Source organism: Lentibacillus halophilus (genome assembly GCF_055395055.1).
Genome location: NZ_AP043750.1, coordinates 742,780 through 767,264, shown reverse-complemented (window position 1 = coordinate 767,264; position 24,485 = coordinate 742,780). Strand labels below are relative to the sequence as shown.

At 47.9% G+C, this 24,485-nt stretch carries 19 protein-coding genes; 12 read left to right on the top strand and 7 right to left on the bottom strand.

Translation table 11 applies throughout. The annotated features are described in order from the left end of the window. The first annotated feature begins 29 nt into the window (after positions 1–29). Together ACZ5Q7_RS03485 and ACZ5Q7_RS03480 are read left to right on the top strand one after the other, a co-directional pair. Positions 30–548, top strand: coding sequence for an acyl-CoA thioesterase (locus tag ACZ5Q7_RS03485; protein WP_343751654.1), 519 nt, complete (start codon positions 30–32; stop codon positions 546–548). Positions 549–636: 88 nt separating this feature from the next. Continuing rightward, positions 637–1,878 carry an aminopeptidase gene (locus ACZ5Q7_RS03480; protein WP_343751656.1) on the top strand — a complete coding sequence of 414 codons (1,242 nt, stop codon included), beginning with the start codon at positions 637–639 and terminating at the stop codon, positions 1,876–1,878. Positions 1,879–2,469: 591 nt separating this feature from the next. On the opposite strand, the gene recQ is transcribed toward ACZ5Q7_RS03480, so the two are convergent. Then, entirely contained in the window at positions 2,470–4,614 is a 2,145-nt protein-coding gene (recQ, locus tag ACZ5Q7_RS03475; RefSeq protein WP_343751657.1) for a DNA helicase RecQ, read from the bottom strand. Between the two features lie 83 nt (positions 4,615–4,697). After that, positions 4,698–5,993, bottom strand: coding sequence for a branched-chain amino acid transport system II carrier protein (brnQ, locus tag ACZ5Q7_RS03470; protein WP_343751658.1), 1,296 nt, complete (start codon positions 5,991–5,993; stop codon positions 4,698–4,700). A gap of 338 nt (positions 5,994–6,331) precedes the next feature. Between brnQ and ACZ5Q7_RS03465 the strand changes: the two genes are divergently transcribed. Then, positions 6,332–8,206 carry a cation:proton antiporter gene (locus tag ACZ5Q7_RS03465; RefSeq protein ID WP_343751659.1) on the top strand — a complete coding sequence of 625 codons (1,875 nt, stop codon included), beginning with the start codon at positions 6,332–6,334 and terminating at the stop codon, positions 8,204–8,206. 45 nt (positions 8,207–8,251) lie between these two features. Here the strand turns inward: ACZ5Q7_RS03465 and ACZ5Q7_RS03460 are convergent, their stop codons facing one another. Further along, complete coding sequence (locus tag ACZ5Q7_RS03460) at positions 8,252–8,431, bottom strand: SE1832 family protein (RefSeq protein ID WP_343751660.1); 180 nt, start codon at positions 8,429–8,431, stop codon at positions 8,252–8,254. 56 nt (positions 8,432–8,487) lie between these two features. Beyond that, positions 8,488–9,576 carry an AI-2E family transporter gene (locus ACZ5Q7_RS03455; protein ID WP_343751661.1) on the bottom strand — a complete coding sequence of 363 codons (1,089 nt, stop codon included), beginning with the start codon at positions 9,574–9,576 and terminating at the stop codon, positions 8,488–8,490. Positions 9,577–9,750: 174 nt separating this feature from the next. On the opposite strand from ACZ5Q7_RS03455, the gene ACZ5Q7_RS03450 reads away from it, so the two are divergent. The 3 genes from ACZ5Q7_RS03450 to ACZ5Q7_RS03440 all read left to right on the top strand — a co-directional run bounded on the left by ACZ5Q7_RS03450 (position 9,751) and on the right by ACZ5Q7_RS03440 (position 12,932). Further along, positions 9,751–11,484 (top strand): phospho-sugar mutase, encoded by a 1,734-nt coding sequence (locus ACZ5Q7_RS03450; protein WP_343751663.1) that lies wholly within the window; start codon positions 9,751–9,753, stop codon positions 11,482–11,484. 299 nt (positions 11,485–11,783) lie between these two features. Next, the gene (locus tag ACZ5Q7_RS03445; RefSeq protein WP_343751664.1) at positions 11,784–12,554 is read left to right on the top strand and encodes a TerC family protein; all 771 of its coding nucleotides are present in this window, start codon (positions 11,784–11,786) and stop codon (positions 12,552–12,554) included. Between the two features lie 18 nt (positions 12,555–12,572). Next, positions 12,573–12,932 carry a DUF488 domain-containing protein gene (locus ACZ5Q7_RS03440; protein WP_343751665.1) on the top strand — a complete coding sequence of 120 codons (360 nt, stop codon included), beginning with the start codon at positions 12,573–12,575 and terminating at the stop codon, positions 12,930–12,932. A gap of 349 nt (positions 12,933–13,281) precedes the next feature. Here ACZ5Q7_RS03440 and ahpF read toward each other — a convergent pair whose 3' ends face one another. Continuing rightward, positions 13,282–14,814 (bottom strand): alkyl hydroperoxide reductase subunit F, encoded by a 1,533-nt coding sequence (gene ahpF / locus ACZ5Q7_RS03435; protein WP_343751666.1) that lies wholly within the window; start codon positions 14,812–14,814, stop codon positions 13,282–13,284. A 15-nt stretch (positions 14,815–14,829) separates the two neighbouring features. Beyond that, entirely contained in the window at positions 14,830–15,396 is a 567-nt protein-coding gene (gene ahpC / locus ACZ5Q7_RS03430) for an alkyl hydroperoxide reductase subunit C (protein ID WP_343751668.1), read from the bottom strand. Positions 15,397–15,806: 410 nt separating this feature from the next. Here ahpC and chrA point away from each other — a divergent pair, with 410 nt between their 5' ends. The 3 genes from chrA to ACZ5Q7_RS03415 all read left to right on the top strand — a co-directional run bounded on the left by chrA (position 15,807) and on the right by ACZ5Q7_RS03415 (position 19,185). Continuing rightward, the gene (gene chrA / locus ACZ5Q7_RS03425) at positions 15,807–16,988 is read left to right on the top strand and encodes a chromate efflux transporter (RefSeq protein ID WP_343751669.1); all 1,182 of its coding nucleotides are present in this window, start codon (positions 15,807–15,809) and stop codon (positions 16,986–16,988) included. A 10-nt stretch (positions 16,989–16,998) separates the two neighbouring features. Continuing rightward, on the top strand, positions 16,999–17,439 hold the full coding sequence (locus ACZ5Q7_RS03420; protein WP_343751670.1) for an OsmC family protein: 441 nt from the start codon (positions 16,999–17,001) through the stop codon (positions 17,437–17,439). A 348-nt stretch (positions 17,440–17,787) separates the two neighbouring features. After that, a complete protein-coding gene (locus ACZ5Q7_RS03415) occupies positions 17,788–19,185 on the top strand; it encodes an L-cystine transporter (protein WP_425542353.1) in 1,398 nt (465 codons plus the stop codon). A 90-nt stretch (positions 19,186–19,275) separates the two neighbouring features. Here ACZ5Q7_RS03415 and ACZ5Q7_RS03410 read toward each other — a convergent pair whose 3' ends face one another. After that, the gene (locus ACZ5Q7_RS03410; protein WP_343751672.1) at positions 19,276–21,078 is read right to left on the bottom strand and encodes a DNA ligase D; all 1,803 of its coding nucleotides are present in this window, start codon (positions 21,076–21,078) and stop codon (positions 19,276–19,278) included. A 102-nt stretch (positions 21,079–21,180) separates the two neighbouring features. Here ACZ5Q7_RS03410 and ku point away from each other — a divergent pair, with 102 nt between their 5' ends. The 3 genes from ku (at position 21,181) to ACZ5Q7_RS03395 (ending at position 24,370) form a co-directional block, all read left to right on the top strand. Continuing rightward, positions 21,181–22,026: a non-homologous end joining protein Ku gene (gene ku / locus ACZ5Q7_RS03405; RefSeq protein WP_343751673.1), complete on the top strand. Its 846-nt coding sequence runs from the start codon at positions 21,181–21,183 to the stop codon at positions 22,024–22,026. A 429-nt stretch (positions 22,027–22,455) separates the two neighbouring features. Next, entirely contained in the window at positions 22,456–23,457 is a 1,002-nt protein-coding gene (locus ACZ5Q7_RS03400; RefSeq protein ID WP_343751674.1) for an acyltransferase family protein, read from the top strand. Between the two features lie 76 nt (positions 23,458–23,533). Further along, a complete protein-coding gene (locus ACZ5Q7_RS03395) occupies positions 23,534–24,370 on the top strand; it encodes a sugar nucleotide-binding protein (protein ID WP_343751675.1) in 837 nt (278 codons plus the stop codon). Positions 24,371–24,485 lie beyond the last annotated feature (115 nt).

Below are 24,485 nucleotides of genomic sequence, written 5' to 3'. Positions count from 1 at the left end.
GAATCAAGCAACGACATGGAGGAATAGATATGGAATCGAAACCGTGCATCAATTCATTGACTGTTAAAACAACGCACGTGCTCCCGCCTGACACGAATAACCATGGAACCTTGTTCGGAGGCAAGCTGATGGCCCATATTGATGATGTGGCCGCTATTGCTGCTGTCCGGCATGCGAGACTACCGGTCGTTACAGCATCCATGGATTCGATTGACTTTTTGGAGCCGATCAAAGAAGGCGACTCGATCTGCGTGGAAGCGTTTGTGACGTGGACGCATAACACGTCGATGGAGGTCTTTATCAAAACGGTTTCCGAAAATTTGCTGACAGGTGATAGAAACGTGTGTACAACAGCCTTTCTGACATTCGTCGCCATTGACGATGAAGGACAGCCGACACCGATTCCGCACGTTTATCCGGAAACCGATCATGAGAAGCAATTGAACGCCTCGGCTCCGGGACGTGCTGAACAACGGAAGCAACGGCGAAAACAGTCCAAAGAGATGGCGACGACATTTTCAACCAGCTACCCGTGGAATCAATCGTAACGGGATGAGCGATTCATGATTTGGTAATGTTTCACATATATGAAATAATAACAATGGAAATTTCATTTGGCTATTTGGAGGGATCACTATGGTATCGACACAAACGATGGAAAAATACGCAAACCTGGCTTTGCGCACCGGTGTCAATCTGCAGGACAATCAGGCACTCATGATTAACGCACCGATTGAAGGGGCCGATTTCGCCCGGGTCGTTGCCCGGAAAGCCTACGATATGGGCGCCAAAGACGTACATATTAATTGGGCGGACGACGAATTGACACGTTTGAAATTCGAACATGCACCGGATGAGGTGATCGGAACCATTCCGCAGTGGAAAGTCGATCTTTATGAAGGCTACGCCAAAGACGGAGCGGCGGTGCTGTCGATTAACGCCTCAAACCCCGATCTTTTGAAAGATATTGATTCATCCCGGGTGGCTATGGCGAACAAAGCGTCCGCTGAAGCCATGAAAGAATTCCGGCAGTACACGATGAATGACCGGATTACCTGGTCGATTATTTCCATTCCGACGGGGGATTGGGCTCAAAAGGTTTTCCCGGAAAAATCTCGTGACGACGCGGTCGATCACCTGTGGGATGCGATCGTCAGCATTGTCCGTGTTGATAAAGAGGATCCTGTTGCTGCGTGGGAAGACCATAATCAAACGCTGGAGACGGCCCGCGAAATTCTGAATGGTAAACAATATAAGACATTGCACTTCCGGGCGCCAGGCACCGATTTGGAAATTGCTCTGCCGGATGGCCATGTGTGGAAAGGCGGATCAGCCGTATCGGAGCAAGGGGTCCGGTTTAATCCGAACATGCCGACTGAAGAAGTTTTCTCCATGCCGCATAAATATCGTGTGAACGGCACGGTATCCAGCACAAAACCATTAAATTACGGCGGCAGTGTCATTGATAACTTTAAGCTGACATTTGAAGACGGAAAAGTAGTGGATTATCAAGCTGAGCAAGGAGAAGACACATTGAAACATTTGCTTGATACGGATGAAGGGTCGCGCCGGCTTGGCGAAGTGGCGCTTGTCCCGGATGAATCGCCGGTATCACAGTCCGGGCTGATTTTCTATAATACGCTGTTTGACGAAAATGCGTCCTGTCACATTGCACTCGGGAAAGCCTATCCAACGAATTTGGAAGGTGGCTCAAGCATGGGTGACGACGCATTGGATGCACACGGCGTCAACGACAGCCTCAATCATGTTGACTTTATGATTGGCTCGGCCGATTTAGACATTGACGGCGTGTTTGAGGATGGCACTACCGAAGCCGTCTTCCGCAACGGCACCTGGGCACTGAATGTAAAAAGGTAAGGTAAAGGCGTGCAATTCGAGACGAGGGTCGCGTCATAATTGAGCAACTCGCGCGGCTCGCGTGAAAAGTTGTGCAATAAAGGTTGTAATCGCGCAATAATCGGGAAACTCGCGCAACTAAAGGCAAAGGTTGTGCAGTTTGGAAGGAAACTCGCGCAACTTAGGATAAAACGCACGCGATAATCGAACAACGCGCGCAGCTCAAACAAAAAGTCGCGCAACCCGTGTGCCGGTATATACACCAGCCAAACAAAAGGCTATGACAAAAGACGTTTAGTCAAATAAAAATCCGAACAGTGATTCACAAATAATCTGAATCAGTTCGGATTTTACTCTCTATATAACGGGTTTTTGCCTCAATTAGCGGAGGAAAAATACGTAGACTCCTGGGGGAGCAAAGGCCTTAGATGAGACCCCGGAGTGCAAAGAACGAGGAGGCTCATCAGCCGCCCCCGGAAAGCGAAGTATTTTTCCGCAGCGATAGTTAAATGCATCCCAACATTATTTAAAGTATCTGGACAATCGTTCGTATCTAGTGTCTAACGTTTAGTCTTGTCCCAGCCCCGTGCTTTCAATTTCCCATCCATGCCATTACATAAGTCCATTTTTCACCAACACAGCCTTTATAGCTGTATAATCAAACCTTTCCGGCAACGATTCTTTAATTGGCTTTAGCTTCGGTTCGTCCAGTTGTTCCCGCGCTTGTAATATGGCCGCTTCGTCGTCAGAATGAAAAAATATTTCCCAGGTAATAGGATGTCCAGCCTTATACGCTTTAAATAGATGATCCTCAACCGTTTGTTCCGTCATGCCGCGTAATACGGCGATATCAGTCACAGATTTTCCCGATTGGAACTGCGAATAGCTGATCATATGGCTCGGCCGGTCGTCCGATTGTTTTTCTCTTTTTACGGATGGACGCTTACCGGCTATTTTAACGGGGCGGGTGATATTCGGATTGTTGTAGCGCCATTCGTTGATCACCTCAAGAAAGGCTTCCCCGTATTGTTCGAACTTTTTCTCGCCAACGCCTTTAATGGCGAGCATCGCGTCTTTTGTTTCCGGAAAGTAGCGGCTGAATTCTTTTAACGTGGCATCTGAAAACAGTACATATGGTGGTACACCCTGTTCATCAGCAATGGTCTTCCGCCGGTCGCGCAGTGATGCAAACAAATCTTCACGGTAGTCGGCGTCCTCGCTCACAGGAATGGGGGCCGTATACATCCAGACCGTCTGTTTTCCTTTCAGCACATCGACTGAGTTCTCGTTGAGCTGCAATGTCGGATATTTCCCATCCGCGGTGGCCAAAAATTGTTCGGCAACGAGGAATTGGATCCGTTCCCCCAACTGTTTTTCCGTATAGGCAGAGAGGAGGCCGTAAGTGGACAGCGTATCCAGGCGAAAACGCCGTAATCGGCTGTCGCCTGAGCCTTTCAATACTTTTGCCGTCATCGTGATGCCGAATCGCTCCCCCATTCGTTTAACACAGGACAGAATCATTTGGGCCTCCTCGGTGATGTCAACACGTTCCTGTCGGTGCTCACAGTTGCTGCAACGATTGCAGCCCTCTCGATTGGATACGTCGCCGAAATAGTCTAAGATATAAGACGTCAGACAGCTTTGCGTATGACAATAATTCATCATCGCTTGTAATTTTCGGTAGTCGCTTTGTTTCGCTGCATCATCCATGGGTGATTGTTCGATCAGAAACTTTTGCAGCTGGACATCCTGCGGCGAAAACAGCAGGATGCAGTCACTGTGTTCGCCGTCACGACCGGCTCTGCCTGCCTCCTGATAGTAGGCCTCCATCGTCATCGGCATCGCATAATGAATGATAAACCGCACATTCGATTTATCGATGCCCATACCGAATGCATTCGTTGCGACCATGACGGTTTTTTCATCATGAATGAAGGCGGACTGAGCGGTTTTTCGTTCGTCTTCGGTTAAGCCGGCATGGTATTTTGCCGCTGCCATTCCCCATCGTTCCAATTGGTCCGCGAGTGCATCGGCCTGTTTTCGGGTCGCGGTGTAAATAATTCCGGATTCATGCCGGTGCTCGTTCATAAACGAACGGATGTAGGTTTGTTTGTTTTTCCCTTTGACAACATGGAACGACAAGTTGTCCCGTTCAAATCCGGTTTTCACGACATGGTCATCATGGATGTTCAGCAACGTCTGAATGTCGGCAATGACGTCTTCGGTAGCGGTCGCTGTCAGCGCGATAATCGCCGGAATATCCGGGATTTGTTCCAGGCTGTTGACGATCGACCGGTAGCTCGGTCGGAAGTCATGCCCCCATTGGGAAATGCAGTGTGCTTCATCAAATGCGGCGAAAGCTATCGGAATCCGTTTCATGACAGACAGAAAAGCGGCGGATTCAAAACGCTCCGGTGCCGCATAGACGAATTGGTACTCACCAGCTTCAATAGCCTTCAGGCGTTTGTTCTGTTCATCACCCGTGAGCGAACTGTTTATGTAGGTAGCCGGTATTCCCAACGCCTCCAACGCATCCACCTGATCTTTCATCAGCGAAATAAGCGGGGAAATGATGATAGCTGTTCCATCCATTGCCATGCCCGGGATCTGATAGCACAACGATTTGCCCCCGCCCGTCGGCATGACAGCGAGGGTGTTCTTTTTTTCCATAATATGTTCCATCGTCTGCCGTTGACCGGAACGGAACGATGGATAGCCAAAATATGTTTTCAATATGGTCTCCGCTTGTTCAAGCATCACTTGATTCCCCTTTATCTTTCCTTATCCTAACATATCTCTTTAAGCGGATTCTATAAAAAAAGAACTGTTAAACCAGTTCTTTACCCGGAATGCGATGGCGTTCGATTTCGTTGGATGACATAGCCGCCAATGCCGCCGATCAATGCCGGTACAAGCCAGCCAATGCCGCTGGCGAAGAAGGGGAGGTGCTCCATCATCGAAGTGAGCGCCGGCATGCTGATACCGAAGTCAATCAGTCCATCATATAACGACACCACCCCCGTCATGAGAATGGCCCCGCGGTAAACATACGCTGCACCACCAAACAGACGATTCAGAAACGTGAGCGCAATCAGGACGATGACAATTGGGTAAATAAATGTCAATACCGGCACCGAAACACGGATAATTGTGTTCAGCCCCTGGTTGGCAATCAAAAAGCTAACGATCGTTACCACAGCAGCAATTTGTTTGTACGAAAGAGGCGTCCGTTTATGGAAAAATTGAGCACATGCAGCAACCAGTCCGACCGATGTCGTAAAACAGGCCAGTGCAACGATAATGCCGAGCAGCATCGTCCCGAAATGGCCGAACATCGTATCAGCTGCAGCGGCCAATATATCCCCGCCATTGGCAAAGGTTTCAGATGTGCCCATTCTCGTTCCAATCCACCCCAGCGCTGCATACACACATGATAGTCCGATTCCGGCGATCACCCCGGCTTTCAGGGTGGCTGAAATGAGCTGTTTCCGTGATGATACGCCTCGATCGTTAAATGCCTGGATGACAATAATGCCGAATGCGAGTCCCCCAATCGCATCCATTGTCAAATAACCTTCCACAAAGCCTGTAAAAGATGGTGCCGTGGCATAGGCGGAAGCCGGATTCTGTGTGCCACCATCCAGAAGTAGAATCCCGCCGATACAAAGTATAACAATCGCCAGCAATAATAACGGTGTCAGAAATTCGCCGATCCGGTCAGCCATTTTCGATGGGTTAATACTGACCAGATACACAAGTAGAAAGAAAATAATGGTGAACAGAAATAACAGGAACGGGGAGACACTAGTGAATGGTTCGACACTCATTTCAAACGCAACGGTAGCTGCACGCGGAATGCCGAAAAATGGTCCAATGGCAAGATAAACGACAGCTGTAAATATGGCTCCGAACAGTGGGTGCACCCGATCAGCCAGTTCTGCCGCGCCATTTTTTACCGTGGAAATAGCTGTGACAGCCATGATCGGTAGCCCAACCCCGGTAATAATAAACCCGGCAATAGCCGCCCAGTACGTTGTGCCGGATTCCAATCCAAGCGTTGGGGGATAAATCAAATTACCCGCACCAAAAAATAATGCAAAAAGCATAAAGCCAATGATCCAGACATCCTTTTTCATCGTGTATCGATCCTTTCATGCTGCTATTGTTTATAAAAAAATAAATAATCAGAATCGTTATAGCGTTCTATTGACTGCAAAACAAAAGAAGTTTAGCAAGAATGTCTTAGCCTGTCAATATAGGAAAATATCAATCGGCAGAGTGTCTGACTCGTTCACATTCAGTTGGTTAATCACACTGGGGCATGTTCTCATGACGTTTGGTCTCAGATCGCGACAGAGGGGGGTGGTGATTGATCCATTGATTGTCATTAAATCAGTTTACAATCCCTTTTTCCCCATTTAAAATAACCTTATGTTATTGTCTGTTTTTAACACGATACGTTAGGGGGTAATATATGCCTTCATCTGTTCTATTTGAAATTATGCTTATCGGACTTTTGGGCATCGGTTCCCAGTGGGCGGCATGGCGTTACAGAATGCCGGCCATTGTTGTCATGTCCATTATTGGACTGCTTGCTGGACCAATATTGGGACTGATGGATCCGGAGGACGATTTTGGTGAATTATATAATCCGATTATCTCTGTTGCTGTTGCGATCATCCTGTTTGAAGGAAGTTTGAACTTAAGTTTTAAGGAAATTCGCGGTCTAGGGCGTCCGGTTTTCCGTATTTCAACGATCGGGGCATTCTTGTCATGGATTCTCGGGTCATTGACCGCCCATTATATAGCTGATTTGAGCTGGGCGGCTGCCTTTGTTATTGGTGGGCTGTTTATTGTGACGGGGCCCACTGTTATCATGCCGCTTTTGCGTCAGTCGAAGTTGAAACCGAGACCCGCGAAAATCTTGAAATGGGAAGGCATCATTGTTGATCCGATTGGTGCGCTTCTCGCGGTATTTGCTTTTGAAATTATCAGCTACCTGACAGCCGAGAATCCCGATGGCTCCGCATTAATCACGTTTTTGGCGGCATCTGTCTTTGCAGCCATATTGGGTTGGGCATGCGGCAAAGGAATCGGTTGGATGTTTGAACATGGCTATATGCCCGAATTTCTTAAATCCCCGGCCGTCTTCACGGTCGTTATTGGCTGTTTCACACTTGCTGATGTCATTATTCATGAAACCGGGTTGCTCGCGGTCACGGCGATGGGCATGACCCTGGCCAACATGGGCATCAGTTCGATTGCCGACATGCGTCACTTTAAGGAAAATGTGTCGATTCTTCTCATATCGGCTATTTTTATTATGTTGACGGCTTCCCTGCAAGTCGATACCCTTCTGAAGGTGTTTGATCCGAATATTATGGGCTATGTATTGCTCATGATGTTTGTGGTACGTCCTCTGTCGATTTTTCTATCAACCATTGGCACTAACCTGTCTATAAACGAAAAAGCGCTGCTCGGCTGGATTGCCCCGCGAGGTGTTGTCGCGCTAACTGTATCGGGCTATTTTGCTTCGATCTTATCGGAGGCGGGCTATGTTGATGCATCGCTCATTACAACGATCACATTCGCCTTAGTGTTTACCACCGTTGTTGCTCATGGATTTTCTATCGGGTGGCTCGCCAGGAAATTGCATCTGTCCCTGGAAGGCCGGCCGGGAACGTTGATTGTTGGCAGCAATTCATTTACCGTTAACCTGGCTCAATCTCTGAAAAAAGTGAATGCCCCTGTTATGATTGTTGACTCATCATGGGAACGGCTGCGAAAAGCCCGCGCTGCGGGTGTCCCGTATTTTCACGGGGAGATGCTGTCCGAGCAGACGGAATATCAGTTGGACACGAATCCGTACGAATATATGATTGCGGCAACCGAGTATAATTCCTATAACGCCTTGGTCTGTACGACATTCATGCCCGAATTCGGCCGGACGAATGTGTTTAAAGTGAGCCCGTACCGATATGACCTCCATAGTATGGGGGATACCGTCAATAAAGTGGCTGGGCGGATTTTGTTTAAGAAAGAATTATCGCTGGACCAATTAAACCATAAACTTTCCAATCATTACGTGTTCCGCCAAACGTCGATCACAAATCAGTACAGCTACAAGCAATACTTAAATGATAAGGATGAGCATACGGTTCTCTTGTATGTTATGAAGCCGTCCGGACATATGCGGTTTTATACTGAGGAAATTCGGGTGACACCGGAAGCCGGCGATAAACTCGTCAGTCTCACTCCGCCTGGGAAAGAAATTAAGAAACTCCGCAAACGTTTGGCGAACCAGAAGACGGACAGTGGTAACAAACCAGTGAATGATCAAGAAATGTGACGAACAGACCAATGCAGCGCACGATGATCGTAGCGCTGCATTGGTCTATTCAAGATTATCCAGTTGTTGGTTTAATTCCTTCATGCGATCCTCGATTTCCTCCAGCTTTTTGTCACCGGCGGACGTATCCACACTGAACGAGGTGGCTTTTTCCACATCTCCCTGAATCCGGCTGTAATCGGACTTCAATTCCGCCAGTTCGGCTTCAATGTCTTGTTTTCGCATACCATCACTCCTGTCTGCAGTGTAGCGTAAAACCGACCTGCGAACAAGAGGTCACGTCAAATAAGCGCATCTTCGTCCTCAGGAAGCGTATCCTGATACGTATGATAGAAATGGCTGATGATCGTTTTTATTACGGCGTAAAGTGGTACAGCGAACAACATGCCCAATAATCCCCCGATGCTTCCGGCAGCAAGAATCACGGTGATCACTGTTAGCGGATGCAGCTTCAGCGCCCGTCCCATCACATTGGGCGATACGAGGTTGCCTTCAATCTGTTGGGCAATGATCATGACTATGGCTACCCAGACAGCCATCATCGGGTCCTGGAAGAATCCGACGATAATGGCCGGTGTAACAGCCAGATAAGGCCCGAGAAACGGGATGACACAGATAATCATACCGAAAATCGCGAGCGTCAGGGCATAATCCAGTTGAATGATAGAATAGCCGATGTACAATAATACACCAATACAGATGCTGACAACGAGCTGCCCCTGGATATAGGAGGTCAGAGCATCGTCAATCTTTCGCAATAGAGAACGGATATTGGCCGCCTTATCAGCCTCGAAAAATTGAGTGATAAAGGGTGCAAATTTTTCCCCGTCCTTCAGCATGAAAAACAGGAAAAACGGAATCAGTATCAGCGCAAAGACGACCCCGATAAACTCGCTAATAAACCCGAAAATAAAGCTCATGAATGATTGAATATACGACTGCAAATTCGATGTAATTTTGTTAACCGTTTCGTTTACTTCTTTCGGGATAAATTCCTGATTATGTTGCCAGTAGGAGATAAGGTCCTGCACACCGCTTACCATGCGCGGTATATTGTTGAGCAGGTTCGTGAATTGTCGCTGCAATACCGGTGCAACATAGGTGACAATCAAAAACACCGCCAGTATGAGAAGCATAAACACGATAAGGATGGAAACGACCCGGTTTATTTTCCATTTTCCCAGCCAATCAACAAGTGGCCTCATCAAGTAGAATAAAATACCTGCACCGATAACGGGCAGGGCAACCGCACCCATGTACGTAAACAGAGGATCAAAAATAAATCTCGTTTTAAATACAAGCCATATGAGTAGAAAGACAAGAATAAGCATGATTAATGTTTGGAATGATCGTTTTTCCAGCACGGCCATCACATCCTATTGTTAGTTGTTTCGTCCATTTTAACGGTTCTTGGTTACAATAGAAAGCATTCGTTATGCATTGTCACCGAAAACGCGCACGGACAAACATAGAAAAATAGAAGACCGGACAAAAGTATGATAGACTGTGACTTATGAATAGTCGACAGATGGAGGGGAACTGCTATGCGTCAATGGGAAGCCATCTATGATAAATGGAAAAACAGCGAGCATCTGGATGATCAGTTGAAACAAGAGCTTGACGCGATGCGTGATCAGCCGGATCTGCTGGAGGATGCCTTTTATACGGACCTGGCTTTCGGGACCGGGGGAATGCGCGGAGTGCTCGGCCCGGGGACGAACCGGATGAATCGCCATACCATCCGCAAAGCCGTGCACGCGCTCGGTCGTTACTTGAAAAAGCATTATGTCAATGTCCATGACCGCGGTGTGGCGGTGTCGTATGATTCCCGTCATATGTCGAGGGAATTTGCCGTCGAAACAGCCAAAGTTCTCGGGGCGCACGGGATGAAAGCATACGTGTTTGACACGCTGCATCCGACGCCACTGCTTTCGTTTGCTGTCCGTTACTTGGGTGCTGCCGCTGGTGTGATGATTACCGCCAGCCACAACCCCCCGGAATACAACGGGTTTAAGGTCTACAATGACGATGGCGGGCAAATAACACCGGATGAAGCGGCTGCCATTACTGACGAGATGGCTAGCATAGACGATGAACTGACCGTCCCGTATTTGGAGCAGTCGGAACTGGAGGCGCAGGAACGGCTCATATGGGTCGGCCGTGACATTGACCACGCCTATTTGAAATACTTGGAGGCCATGAGCCAACTTGATTCCGCTGAGCAGAAGCGGGCGAAGGATTTACAGATTGTCTTCACCCCGCTGCACGGGACGGCGCATCATCTTGTGTTAAGCGGACTGCAACGGTTGCATTTTCACCAAGTGGACGTCGTAGAAGAACAGGTAGAACCGGATCCGGCGTTTTCCACGGTTGATTCGCCCAACCCGGAAGAACATCAGGCGTTTACAATGGCCATGCAACGCGGCAAACAGACCCAAGCGGACATCCTCATCGCAACCGATCCGGATGCAGATAGGTTAGGAGCTGCCGTGAAGGATGCAAATGGGGACTATACGGTGCTGACCGGCAATCAGCTGGGTGCGCTCTTGCTGGACTATATTTTAAAACATACAGATCGGCAGCTGCTTGCAAATGCCCGCATGATCAAAACGATTGTCACGTCTGAACTGGGCAGGCGGATTGCCGAAAGCTACGGTGTCCGGACGATTGATACGCTGACCGGTTTTAAATATATCGGAGAGAAAATCCGCCAGTTTGAAACCACGGGGGAAACGTTTCTTTTCGGCTATGAAGAAAGTTTCGGTTATTTAATCAGCGATGTCGTGCGCGATAAAGATGCTGTCCAGGCTGCTATCGCCACGTGTGAAATGGCGTATTATTGGAAAAAACAGGGTAAGACGCTTGATAAGGCGCTGCAATCCCTTTATGATGCGCACGGGTATTACATTGAGGATATGGTTTCGTGGAAGCTGACCGGAAAAGAGGGCATGGAAACAATCTCAGACATCATGCAGGCCGCGCGGACGGAGACGATGGCTGACATCGGTGGCATGCCGGTACAGACTGTCGAAGATTATTGGGCCGGTGAGCGCATCACCCCAGGCAAGGAACAGACAGAGCCCATCAAACTGCCCAAGGATAACGTTGTGAAATTTTTGCTGGCGGGTGACTGCTGGGTTTGTCTGCGCCCGTCAGGAACAGAACCGAAACTGAAATGCTACGTTGGTGTCTGCGGTAATCATGAAGCCGAAAGCAGGAAGCGACTGACCGACTTGACTGCTGCCATGAATGAATTTTTGAACCGGGTGTCATCCTAATTGTGAAACGCCATCGAACGACAGATATTCGAACGGAGAAGCACTCACATCGATAAGAGACCATTTAGTTCGTATGATTTGACAATTTACGACAAAAGCGGTTTAATGAAAACAAACATATAATTCGTTCCTTTTCAAAAGGGGAGTAGCTGTACAATTAAAGTCGTCAATTCGAGATGGTTATCTCCGGCTTGATTGGCAACACCGCGTTGTTAGCGAGACCTTTACCACGTCATGGTAAGGGTCTTTTTTATGGTCCTGCCATTGGTCGGGATCATAACGATGAAGGAGAGATAATCATGGAAGCGCAATTACTGATGGAATATGCATGGGTGCTGGTAATACTGATCGGTTTGGAAGGATTGCTGGCAGCGGACAACGCCTTGGTGCTAGCGATTATGGTGAAACACCTTCCGCAAGAAAAGCGAAAAAAAGCTCTGTTTTACGGATTGGCCGGCGCATTTGTGCTGCGATTCGGGTCGTTGTTCATTATTTCGTTTCTTGTGGATGTATGGCAGGTACAGGCGTTGGGTGCCCTTTATTTGCTCGGTATTTCAGCGAAAAATTTGTACGATAGATTCAGCCATAAGGCGACCGGAGAAACAAACAAATCGGAACTCAAATCGGCTGGTAACGGATTCTGGATGACGGTTTTGAAAGTGGAATTCGCCGACCTTGCGTTTGCCATTGATTCGATTTTGGCGGCGGTGGCTCTGGCGGTGGCTCTTCCGGACACGGCTTGGCCAACGATCGGCAGTCTGGACGGTGCGAAGTTTGCAGTGGTGTTTGCCGGCGGAATGATCGGTTTGATTCTAATGCGGTTTGCCGCCAATGTTTTCGTGGAATTGTTGAATAAACGCCCCGGTCTGGAAGTAGCTGCATTTGTCATTGTCGGCTGGGTTGGTGTGAAACTGACGCTGATCGTTCTCGCACACGATGATATTGGGCTGATTCCCCATGGGTTTCCGCACTCAACAACGTGGAAACTCATATTTTACGGTGTTCTCGTTGCCGTTGCAGTGACGGGCTGGTTTTCATCAAAAAAAGAGCCATCGAATGATCATTCATGAACGGAAAGGTTGTGAAAAATGGCCGTGAAAACGAAGCGGATTTACGAACAAGCAGAGGTGAATGACGGCGTGCGCGTACTGGTGGATCGGGTTTGGCCAAGAGGTGTCTCCAAAGAGGCTGCCCAACTTGATTATTGGCTGAAAGAAATCGGGCCGTCGAGCGAGCTGCGCCAATGGTTCGGGCATGATCCGGACAAGTATGAGACATTTAAACAGCGGTACAACGACGAACTTCAGGACGGCAAACAGCAAGAAGCCTTCCAGCAGCTGAAGGAACTGGCACAAGACAACGATCAACAACTAACTCTTTTGTTTGCTGCCAAAGATGAAACATACAATCAGGCTCGTGTACTCAAAGACTTGCTGGACAAGCAATAGAAAAAACGAGGCTGGGACATAACTAAACAAATCACTCCTGAACACGAACAATATAGTTAAGAAGTAGTCATCGCTTCGGAAAAACACTGCGCTTTCACCTTGCCAGGCACAAGCGCGACATCTGTTCAAGCTTCCTTTGGTCGCTTTCACAGTGTCTTCTTTGCCGCGGGCGCTGATGAGCCTCCTCGTGCTCGTCGCACTGCGGGGTCTCATCTAGGCTTTTCATCCCGCAGGAGTCTCCGTGTTTTTCCTACGCTAAACGAAAAATCCGAACTGATTCAGATTATTTGTGAATCATGTTCGGATTTTTCTTTGACTAAACGTCTTTTGTCCCAGTCCCGTTTTGTGTCTAGTTCCGGATGATATAATCGAACGCATTCAAGGCGGCATTGGCACCGGAACCCATGGAGATAATGATTTGCTTGTTGGGCTCATCGGTACAATCGCCGGCAGCGTAGACACCGGGTACGTTGGTGGCCCCGAGTCGATCCACTGCAATCTCACCGAATTTATTGCGTTCAACATTGTCACCCAACCATTCGGTATTTGGCAGTAGCCCGATCTGGACAAATACACCTTCGAGCTCTATGTGCTGTTCCGTTTCGGATTCACGATCGATGTAGGTAATGCCATTGACATTATCTTCACCGGTAATTTCGGTTGTCTTTGCATTCGTCTTAATCGTCGTGTTTGGTAAACTGTTCAGGCGTTCCTGCAACACGGAGTCTGCTTTTAATTCCGGTGCAAATTCCAGAACGGTGACGTGTTTGACAATACCGGCGAGATCGATGGCAGCTTCCACACCGGAGTTACCGCCACCAATAACGGCCACATCTTTTCCTTCAAATAGCGGACCGTCACAGTGCGGGCAGTACGCCACACCTTTATTGCGGAATTCCTCTTCACCCGGTACGCCAATTTGGCGCCAACGGGCTCCTGTTGCGAGGACGACGGTCTTGCTTTCCAAAACAGCGCCGTTCTCAAGTTCCATCTCAATAACGTTATTTTTTCTTTCGAGTCCTTGCGCACGTTGCAGATTCATGACATCAATGTTGTAGTCTTTGACGTGTTCTTCGAGGCTTTCTGCAAATATAGGCCCCTCGGTACGCTTAACACTGATAAAGTTTTCAATCCCTGCGGTGTCATTGACCTGGCCTCCGATACGCTCGGTGACCATACCTGTGCGAATGCCTTTGCGTGCTGCGTAAATTGCAGCGCTTGCACTTGCCGGACCACCGCCGACAACAAGGACATCAAATGGATCTTTATTTTCAAACTCGGAAGCATCCGGGCCGCTGCCCAATTTGGCAAGAATCTCTTCAAGTGTCATCCGGCCGCCTCCGAACGATTCGCCGTTCAGAAATACAGTTGGCACGGCCATGATGTTGTTGCTTTCCGCTTCTTCTTTAAATGCGGCGCCATCAATCATGGTATGCGTAATGTCCGGATTAAGCACGCTCATGACGTTCAGTGCCTGGACAACAACCGGGCAGTTTTGACAGCTTAAGCTGGCGTAAGTAACAAAGTCATGTTTCCCTTTCAAACTTTTAGCCTGGTCTATGAGTTTCTGGTCTTCTTTCGGGGTTCTGCCGCTTACCTGCAAAAGCGCCAGTACCAACGATGTGAATTCATGGCCGAGCGGGACACCGGCAAATGTGATACCGGTGTCTTCGCCGACGCGGTTCACACTGAAACTTGGGGTTCTCGGCAGTTCTGTGTGCTCCACTTTAATATGTTGGGACATGGAAGCCAGTTCATCGACCAATTCAAGCGTGTCACGGGAGACTTTATCAGATCCGGCACTCACCTTAAGCAATACGTCGTCTTCCATTAATTCGAGGTATTGGGCTAATTGTGCTTTTAAATCGGCGTCCAGTATCATAATTGAATCGACCCCTTAAATTTTTCCTACAAGATCAAGACTTGGTTTCAATGTTTCAGATCCTTCTTCCCATTTTGCCGGGCAAACTTCACCTGGATTGTTGCGGACATATTGTGCTGCTTTTACTTTGCCGACAAGGGTACTTGCGTCACGGCCGATACCGTCCGCATTAATTTCAGCTGCTTGTACAACACCATCCGGGTCAATCAGGAATGTACCGCGTTGAGCAAAACCCTGGTCATCAAGCACCTCAAAGTTGTTGGAGATGGTTTGTGCAGGGTCACCGATCATTGTATATTCAATTTTGTTAATCGCTTCGGAATGATCGTGCCATGCTTTATGGACAAAGTGACTATCAGTTGAAACGGAATATACTTCGACGCCAAGTTCCTTCAAATTGGCATATTGCTCTTGAAGATCTTCCAGTTCTGTTGGGCAGACGAATGAAAAGTCAGCAGGATAAAAGCAAACAATATTCCATTGTCCTTTTAGATCCTCATCCGTCATATCAATAAATTCTCCGTTCTGTGGACTGTAGGCTTTTGATTGGAATGATTGAATTTCTTTTCCGATTAAAGACATACGTCATCTCCTCCTTGGTTTTTTGAATGTATAGTGGCAGGTTTGGTATGGAACCTGGACCGCCTTGTTTCTTTGCTGAATTATAATTTTTATAATTCAATACTGATTATTACATGAAAATTATTTTTAGTCAACCGTGACACATTTGATCATATACTTAACCAGCTGCCCGAACCCCCACTATTTACTATGCCTGATATCATGCCTGTTGTGCAAATTATCAACACGGAAAACAGCACTTTTTTCGTCTGCTTGATGGTCATTGTTCAACACAAGACATGAATTCATACGGTAATGACATTTTTTCACTAATAGTCATTTTCATACGCGATAGCATCATATTTGTCGTCATTGACGGAAAAATGTGATACGTTCGGACTTGAAATAGCAACGGAGCAGGGGGAGATAGGATGAGGACACACCATTCACTCATGGAAATACTGCGAACATCTCTTAAGTTGGGGCTCACCTCCTTTGGTGGTCCGGTAGCTCATCTTGGTTATTTTAAGGATGAATACATTGATAAACGGCAATGGCTCGATGATAAAACGTATGCGGACATCATTGCGTTGTGCCAGTTTCTTCCGGGCCCAGCCAGTAGTCAGGTGGGCATATCCATCGGCATGCTGCGCGGTGGCTTTTTCGGCGGGCTTGTGTCGTGGTTTGGCTTTACCGTGCCATCCGTCATCGTGCTTGTACTGTTTGCGCTATTCTACCAAACCTTTTCCTTGGAAGGTGCGGCGTGGATCGGGGGCTTGAAAATTGTTGCTGTGGCCGTCGTTGCCCATGCCGTGATCGGGCTTGGCAAAAAACTGACTCCTGACACACCGCGCATAGCGGTTGCATTGGCGGCTGCTGTGGTCATGCTGTTATTCCCGTCAGCGATGGTACAGATTGGTGTCATCATCGGCGCGGCTATTTTGGGCTTTTTCCTATTTTCCAAAGAAGCCACGTCTCGCGTACAGCCGTTTTCCGTGCCCATCACAAAAAAACAGGGGCTCATGTCATTGAGTGTGCTGGTAGGTTTGCTTGTGGGCTTGCCGTTGCTAAGCCAAGCGGTATCCCATGTGTATATAACGTTGGCCGACATCTTCTTCCGGGTGGGCACACTCGTTTTTGGCGGGGGTCATGTCGTGCTGCCGCTTTTGGAGCAGGAAGTGGTGCCGAATGGCTTGCTTACAGGCAGTGACTTTCTCGCCGGCTACGGAATGGCTCAGGCCGTTCCCGGTCCGTTGTTTACGTTTTCCAGTTACTTGGGGGCAATGATCAGCGGCATAGGCGGAGCGGTCGTTGCGACAATTGCCATCTTTTTGCCGTCTTTTCTGCTGCTTGTCGGGGCGTTGCCATTTTTATCCGAATTGCGCCATCGTTCCGGTTTTCAGGGTGTTCTGACCGGTGTGAATGCCAGTGTGGTCGGTATATTGCTGGCGGCATGGTATGACCCGGTCTTCACCAGCTCCGTTGCGGATGGTGCTGACTTCGCACTGGCTGCTGTGTTGTTCGGTCTTCTTCATTTTTGGAAAGTGCCGGCATGGCTGGTCGTGATCATTGGCGTTATTGTTGGTACAGGCATTGGTTTCATGTTTGGATAGGAGGGATTGAATGGCACAACATCATTTTCATTTACAAGCGACCTGGCCGGGTGGGCGCAACAGTACCGGATCGATTGAAGCGGGGAATTTGCAGACAAATATCTCCATCCCACCGGAAATGGACGGCCCGGGTGTGGGAACGAACCCGGACGAAATGCTGCTGGGAGCAGCAGCAACGTGCTATGTAATTACCCTTGCAGCGATGATCGAACGAGCCGAATTGCCACTGGCGGCAATGTCACTCGACTCGGAAGGTGTGGTTGATGTTACAAACGGTGTCATGACGTATGAAAGAATTATTCATAAACCGTACGTTGCCTTGAAGCACGGCTCGGGTGAAAAAGAATATGACAAATTGCATAAGCTCGTTGACAAGGCCGAATCCAACTGCATGATCTCCCGGGCCGTGCAAGGCAATGTGGCGATAGAGGTACAGGCGGAGATAGAATGAAATTGGGTGGCGCTCCATTTTAGGCTGAGAAAATTATGTTTCCCTAATCATTACGTTAAAGACGCTCAGAATAGTATCTGAGCGTTTTTGATTGCCCATATTTATTAAAAAATACGAAATCAGAGTTATCTCGGATTAAATAGACCATTTTCTTTCTTGACACAAGTCAGTATTCTTTTTTATAATGCATTAAAACATACTATTATTATAGGGATTGTCACCTTTAAGGGAGAAAATGCTTGGTTGGGGGGTGGCAAATGGAATAACCGCTGCATATACTAAGACAATCAGTACGTGGGATGATGGTGGTTCAGAGCGCTGGACTCGCATAAATAAAAGGGGGAAGTGATGGTGGATATATTTTATATTGTTTTGAATGTTGCTGTTCTTGTGGTACTTATAGGTCTTTTAATTCGTATGCAGCAAAAGCATTATTCGTTCAGTAAGCGTGTATTTGCAGGTCTTGGTATTGGCATCGTTTTAGGTGTGATCCTTCAGGTTATCTATGGGACGGGGTCCGACGTGCTTTCACAAACCATTGAGTGGTACAATATTGTCGGCAGAGGGTATGTACAATTATTGATGATGATTGTTGTTCCGCTGGTTATGGTTTCTATTATTCAATCGATCATTAATTTAGAAAAATCATCGGATCTTGGGAGAATGTCGGCCTGGATTATTGGATTTCTGGTTTCGACTGCGATGGTAGCGGCACTGGTTGGCGTCGGAAGCGCTGCTCTTTTTGACTTGAATGCCGGTGAAATCGAATCCGGCCAGGCCGAACAGGATCGGGGGTCGATGCTGGAATCAACATTAGGGGATATGGAGAACCAATCAACACCTGAAAAGATTTTAAGTTTTATTCCGTCCAATATTTTTCAGGATATGACCCAGGACCGTCCGACGTCGGTTATTGCCATTGTTATTTTTTCCATGATTGTTGGGATCGCGGTTTTAGGATTGCGCCGAAAGAAACCGGAAGAGGCAGAACGGTTTACCAAAGGTGTTAATACCATTTTCGCTGTTATCATGCGTATCGTAACGCTGATTCTGCGCCTGACACCATTTGGAATATTGGCATTGATCGCAACAACGGTAGCCAGCACGGATGTGGCAGGCATCGTGGAACTGGGCAAATTTGTTATTGCATCGTATGCTGCTCTGATTGTCATGTTCCTTATTCATTTAGTGCTGGTTGGTGTGTTTGGATTGAACCCAATGACGTATTTAAAAAAAGTGCTGCCGGTTTTAAGTTTCGCATTTACCTCCCGTTCAAGTGCCGGAACGATTCCCTTAAATATCCAGGCACAGAAGAATTCGCTTGGTGTTGACCAAGGAATTGCGAATATGTCGGCATCGTTTGGTGCAACCATTGGGCAAAATGGATGTGCAGGTCTTTATCCGGCCATGCTTGCTGTTATGATCGCGCCCTCTGTCGGTATAGACCCGTTCACACCAGGTTTTATTCTTCAATTGGTATTAATCATTGGCATTAGCTCGTTTGGTGTGGCCGGTGTCGGCGGTGGTGCCACATTTGCAGCGCTGATTGTTCTGTCGTCCATGGGGCTTCCGGTTGCCCTGGCCGGGCTGCTTATCTCGATTGAAGCATTGATTGACATGGGCCGCACCGCCTTGAACGTTAATGACGCTATGCTCACAGGCACGCTGACATCACGCGTGATGAAAAAGTTGAACCGAAAGACTTTTAACGATAAAACGGCAATCGAACAAGAAACCGCATTGTAATGAAAAAAGCCGCTCCAGCACGGGGCGGCTTTTTTTATGGTTGAGGTATATTAAATTGCGCGACCCGAGCCAAGGAGTTTGTCTTTGTCTCTACTCGCGGGTCATGTTTATGATTTTGTCGATTGGCTGCTGCTGCTTGGTGGTAAAGTAGGGTGCGAAGGGACATCCATTTGTTTGCACACGGTCGATGACATTAGCAACGGTGAACATATCCGGCGACAGATCGTCATTAACTTCTTCCCAGAACAACGGCGCGGCAACTGTTGCGTCTTTTCGCTTCCTTGGGGAGTAGGGTGCGACGATCGTTTTGCCTTCCCCGTGCTGCAAATAATCGATATATAAACGGTTTCCGCGTTTTTCCTTCATTCGCTCGGTCGTGAAGGCTTTCGGGTATTCGCGCTCAAGCGTCCAGGCAATCGCTTGTGTAAATATACCGGTGTCGGCATACGACATGGTGCCGGGAGGAATGGGAATGTGCACTTGCAGCCCTTTTCCGCCGGATGTTTTGACAAATGAGATCAAGTCAAGGTTATCCAGCAGTTGCTTCAGCAATTTCGCAGCTTTGACGGCCAAATGGAAAGCTTCGCGGCCAGGCGGGTCCAGGTCAAACACAATCTCAACCGGCTGTGTGCGATCGGATGGTTGGAACGGGATATGGTATTCCATCGTGCCGTGATTGGCGAGCCAGACGAGTGACTCCAAATTATTGCAAACAAAATGCATGTCCCCGTCATGCTCAACACCTTTGACAAAATCCGGCGCACCATCCGGCCGATGTTTTTGAAAAAAAGATTCCCCGTCCACCCCGTCCGGACAGCGGATAATGGTAAGCATCCTGTCCTGCAAAAATGGCAACATATAGGGCGTGACTTCCCGCATGTAAGCAAGCATATCGCCTTTTGTTACTCCGACACTCGGCCAGAAAACTTTCGCCGTATTGGTCGCTTCAACCGTCTCCGGCAACATGGCCATATCAAGATTCAATTTTTCCACCGTACAGTCGGCCGCATCCATATCCGGAAGCAACTGGCTAAATGAAGGCTCCCGAATCTCGTCCGAGACCAGGTCCAATGTATGGATTGACGCGCATACGGCGGGTGGGAGACGGTAGCCGTCAATCTCCTTCGTCCCATTCGTGACAAACAATTGCCGTAATGTATCGGATGCCGATTCATCCAGCCCGTGTTTGCATTTCCCGATGTCAACCGGCTTGCCGTCGTGGAAAACACAGGCGGTAAAATAGTCATTTTGTGTATGATAAAACGTTAAAAATGCCGTTACCGTCCGCCAGTTTTTAATTTTAAACCAGTCGCGATGGTCTTTGCCTTGCTTGTAAACACTCGTTTGTCGTTTCGCTACCACCCCCTCGCCTTTATAGCGGAATGCGTTCTCCCAAGCCGCATCCGCATCGCTCGAAAACGGAACAGCATACAAACGTTGACCCAACTGGCTTTTGTCGTTAAACAACTTTCGCAGACGCTGCTTCCGTTGTTGTAGTGGTTCCTCTAAGAGCGACTCCCCGGCTTCCAAAAGCACATCAAACGCCATAAAACTCACCGGTCGCTCCGAAGCGGCCGCAGCAATCCGGTCGGTATTTGTCATCCGGCCACGCTGCTGGAGTAAGGAAAAATTGGATTGATGCGCATTGTTCAGAATGGCCAGTTCCCCGTCCAGCGTCAGTGGCAAACGCGCCCCGATTAGTGATTGCTCTGTTTGACAAGCGGACGGAATCTCAGGAAAGGTAGCCGTCAGATCGGTGCCATTTTTGCTGATAAGCCTGATCGAATCCTTTTCCCATTTCAGCAAGCAACGGAACCCGTCATATTTCGTTTCATACACCCAGTCACCTCCGCGTGGAATCGTATCGTTCATAATTGGCTTCATGACATTCATCGAACCACTCTCCTAGTCGTTAATATACCTCCATTTCATATCCGTTATCAGGATAAATTTGTACCCCGGGAGCCAAACTATATTTAAAAGGAGGCCAAACGTATGCATACGATGTGGAAGGGGACGATCAGTTTCGGATTGGTCAATATTCCGGTGAAAATGCACGCCGCAACCGAAAACAAAGACGTGAAACTGCGCAATCTGCACAAGGAATGCGAGACGCCGGTGACGTATGAACGCGTCTGCCCGAACTGTGACCGGGATGTGAAAAATGACGAAATCGTGAAAGCGTACGAATACGCCAAAAATAAATTTGTGGTGTTGGATGATGAAGAACTGGAAAATCTTAAAAAAGAACAAAAAGATAAAGCGGTGGAAATTATGGACTTCGTTGAATTGGACGAGATAGACCCGATCTATTTTGAAAAAAGCTATTACCTGTCACCCGATGAAAGCGGGGTCAAATCGTACGGACTTCTTCGCTCAGCGTTGAAAGATACCGGAAAAATCGGTGTTGCCAAAATGATGATCCGCTCCAAGGAGCAATTGGCCGTCATTCGCATTTATGAAAATACGCTTGTCGTCGAAACCATTCATTATCCGGATGAAGTCCGCGACGTACAAGACGTCCCGAATGTACCAGAAGCCGACAATGCCGATGCTAAAGAGCTGGATACGGCAAAAATGCTGGTTGATCAACTGTCCGCCACGTTTGACCCGGAAAAATACAACGATGAGTATCGCGCCGCGCTGTTGGAGTTGATCGAGCAGAAGAAAAATGATGAAGACGTTACAACGGCAACGGAAAAGCCAAAGCCTGACAATGTCACCAACTTGATGGATGCTCTGCAAAAATCGCTGGACCGCGCCCAGGATGACAACCAAACAACATCGAAAGCAGGCAAAAAAGCAACAACACCGAAGAAAAAGATTGCCAAAGCCAAATAAAAGACAACGTGTGGTAACCGCCCGGGTAATATGGCAGGAAATTGGATCTGGTCGATAAATCCTGGATCCGGTTGATAAATCAGAAAACCTGGTCGATAAATTCAGAATCTGGTTGATAAATCGTGTCAACCGGTCGATAAATTCAGAATCTGGTTGATAAATCAGCCAATCCGGTCGATAAAATCTGGATCCGGTTGATACCTCAGCCAACCTGGTGATAAATCCAGAATCCGGTTGATATCACCCACCCGCCATCCGGTCAATCGTGCCCTCCTCGCCCTGTCCGGATAACAATGATTGCATACCTTTGCATTCCGCTTACAATTCATTAACAACTGCCAAAAATAGTGGGCTCCCTGTCGTAATGCTATGACAAAACGGGTATAGAACCTGTGTCAACGATGATTACCAACAAAGGCAGGGAGACAAATGGAGCGGAATGCTTATTTTGATAATGCAAAATGGATCATGATTTTTCTGGTCGTGTTCGGTCATATTATTCAACCGTTCCGGGAAGACACAGCAGGGATCAATACATTGTATTTATGGATTTACACCTTCCATATGCCGGCATTTATTTTTCTGGCTGGTTTTTTTGCGAAAGGTTCCGGGAATATGAGTTACATGATGAAAATGGCAAAAAAATTGCTTCTGCCCTATGCCATTTTCCAGCTTCTTTATACAGGGTATTTTTTCTGGATTGGTAAAGACGGCTGGCAGGCGGGGATGTTTTATCCGCACTGGTCACTATGGTTTTTGTTCAGTCTGTTTAGCTGGCACTTGTTGCTGATTTGGTTCAAAAAGATACCAGCAGGAATGGGTATGGCTATTTCGGTCGGCATCGGATTACTGGTTGGCCTGTTTGGTGAAATCGGCCATACCTTCAGTTTGTCCAGGACATTTGTTTTTTTCCCATTTTTCCTGATGGGCTTTTGGATGACGAAAGACAACATGGCTTGGCTGAAAACAACGCCGGTACGCATCGCTGCCCTTGTTGTCATGGGCGCGACAGCTGTGGCGATTTATGTGGCACCGGATTTCAATTCCGGATGGCTTTTGGCGTCAAAATCCTACAACGACTTGGGCATGCCTGATTTAGGGGTGCTGGCACGTCTGCTGGTTTATGTGACGTCGGGATTGATGGTTGCCGCCGTCTTTGCCTGGGTACCGTTGCGCCGCAGTGGTTTGACACATCTCGGCGAACGGACCTTGTACGTTTATTTGTTGCACGGATTTTTTATCCAATTTTTCCGGCAAGCCGATTTATTTGCCATTCATAACGTTTTGGATGTTGTCGGCCTCGGTCTCATTGCAGCCTTGATTGTCTTCGCACTGGCCAGTAAACCTGTCGTCGGCATTTGGCAGCCGCTTGTGGAAGGAAAACTGTCCATACTGCAACGAATGATACGCGGACGGACGGTCTCGAGATGAGGCGTGAAACCCCTGGAAAAGGAGTATTCAAAGCATCGACTTAGCAACTGTTCCTAAATAAAAGGAGGGAGAAACAATGAACGTATGTGTCTTTGGTGCAAGCGGCTATCTTGGCTCAACCGTTTATCAGTTATTGAAAAATGAACCGTCTTTAGATGTATCCGGCACGTATTTGACGGATCCCGGAGCGTTTACCGATCTTCACAAGCTGGATGTCAATGATCCGGAGTCGTTTTCGGGATTTTATAAAACGATGCAGCCGGACGTTGTGGTCTGGTCAGTCATGAGCGGCACTTATGAAGATGACTTGATCAACGAAGGGCTGCTGCATTTGCTTGACCATTTGCGACCGGAAACCAAATTGATCTATCTGTCGACGGATTTCGTATTTTCTGATGGAAACGGTCCATACAATGAAGAGGATTATGTCAGCAAATGGCCGGATGAACATACGTTAAGCACGTATGCCAATGCCAAAATTAAAGCCGAACGCATGATTGCTGATCAGGTTACGAATTATGCCATATTACGAGCAGGGCCGATCTACGGTGAAAACCATCTCGGCCAACAGGATGAACGAACAAAACAGCTAAAGGAAACGCTCGCCAATGAACAAATCACAGCTTACCGGCCTGATCTGATCCGGACATTCGTCCATGTCGAGGACCTGGCCGCTGCGGTTGTGGCCTTTGTGTCAAACGGTTTAACAGGCATTTATCATACAGGTGCGAAGCGGCAGGCCAGTTTTTATACGTTCATGCGTAAAATGACAGAGATGCTTGGGTACCAGCCGGAGCGGATAGAAAAAGCACCGGAAGACGACCAGCCGGATAAGGAAATGCCGAAGAACACCGCTCTATCAACAGAAAAAATAACAGCGGAAACCGATCTCCATTTCCGTCCGTTGCCATAGAACCTCCCCGGTAAGTCTAAAGGTGCCGGGTGTTTTCCATAGGGGGTAAGCAGAAGCCATTGCCGTACCCTTTTTAAAACATGAAGGGCGACCAGCATTCGCAGAAGACATATGA

Coding starts and splice junctions, on each gene's coding strand:
- chrA (WP_343751669.1), top strand. CDS start 15,807: ATGAGGACACACCATTCACTCATGGAAATACTGCGAACATCTCTTAAG.
- ACZ5Q7_RS03460 (WP_343751660.1), bottom strand. CDS start 8,431: ATGCGAAAACAAGACATTGAAGCCGAACTGGCGGAATTGAAGTCCGAT.
- ACZ5Q7_RS03455 (WP_343751661.1), bottom strand. CDS start 9,576: ATGGCCGTGCTGGAAAAACGATCATTCCAAACATTAATCATGCTTATT.
- ACZ5Q7_RS03420 (WP_343751670.1), top strand. CDS start 16,999: ATGGCACAACATCATTTTCATTTACAAGCGACCTGGCCGGGTGGGCGC.
- ACZ5Q7_RS03410 (WP_343751672.1), bottom strand. CDS start 21,078: ATGAATGTCATGAAGCCAATTATGAACGATACGATTCCACGCGGAGGT.
- ACZ5Q7_RS03400 (WP_343751674.1), top strand. CDS start 22,456: ATGGAGCGGAATGCTTATTTTGATAATGCAAAATGGATCATGATTTTT.
- ACZ5Q7_RS03415 (WP_425542353.1), top strand. CDS start 17,788: ATGGTGGATATATTTTATATTGTTTTGAATGTTGCTGTTCTTGTGGTA.
- ACZ5Q7_RS03395 (WP_343751675.1), top strand. CDS start 23,534: ATGAACGTATGTGTCTTTGGTGCAAGCGGCTATCTTGGCTCAACCGTT.
- ACZ5Q7_RS03465 (WP_343751659.1), top strand. CDS start 6,332: ATGCCTTCATCTGTTCTATTTGAAATTATGCTTATCGGACTTTTGGGC.
- ACZ5Q7_RS03440 (WP_343751665.1), top strand. CDS start 12,573: ATGGCCGTGAAAACGAAGCGGATTTACGAACAAGCAGAGGTGAATGAC.
- ACZ5Q7_RS03480 (WP_343751656.1), top strand. CDS start 637: ATGGTATCGACACAAACGATGGAAAAATACGCAAACCTGGCTTTGCGC.
- ACZ5Q7_RS03485 (WP_343751654.1), top strand. CDS start 30: ATGGAATCGAAACCGTGCATCAATTCATTGACTGTTAAAACAACGCAC.
- ku (WP_343751673.1), top strand. CDS start 21,181: ATGCATACGATGTGGAAGGGGACGATCAGTTTCGGATTGGTCAATATT.
- brnQ (WP_343751658.1), bottom strand. CDS start 5,993: ATGAAAAAGGATGTCTGGATCATTGGCTTTATGCTTTTTGCATTATTT.
- ahpC (WP_343751668.1), bottom strand. CDS start 15,396: ATGTCTTTAATCGGAAAAGAAATTCAATCATTCCAATCAAAAGCCTAC.
- ACZ5Q7_RS03450 (WP_343751663.1), top strand. CDS start 9,751: ATGCGTCAATGGGAAGCCATCTATGATAAATGGAAAAACAGCGAGCAT.
- ACZ5Q7_RS03445 (WP_343751664.1), top strand. CDS start 11,784: ATGGAAGCGCAATTACTGATGGAATATGCATGGGTGCTGGTAATACTG.
- recQ (WP_343751657.1), bottom strand. CDS start 4,614: ATGCTTGAACAAGCGGAGACCATATTGAAAACATATTTTGGCTATCCA.
- ahpF (WP_343751666.1), bottom strand. CDS start 14,814: ATGATACTGGACGCCGATTTAAAAGCACAATTAGCCCAATACCTCGAA.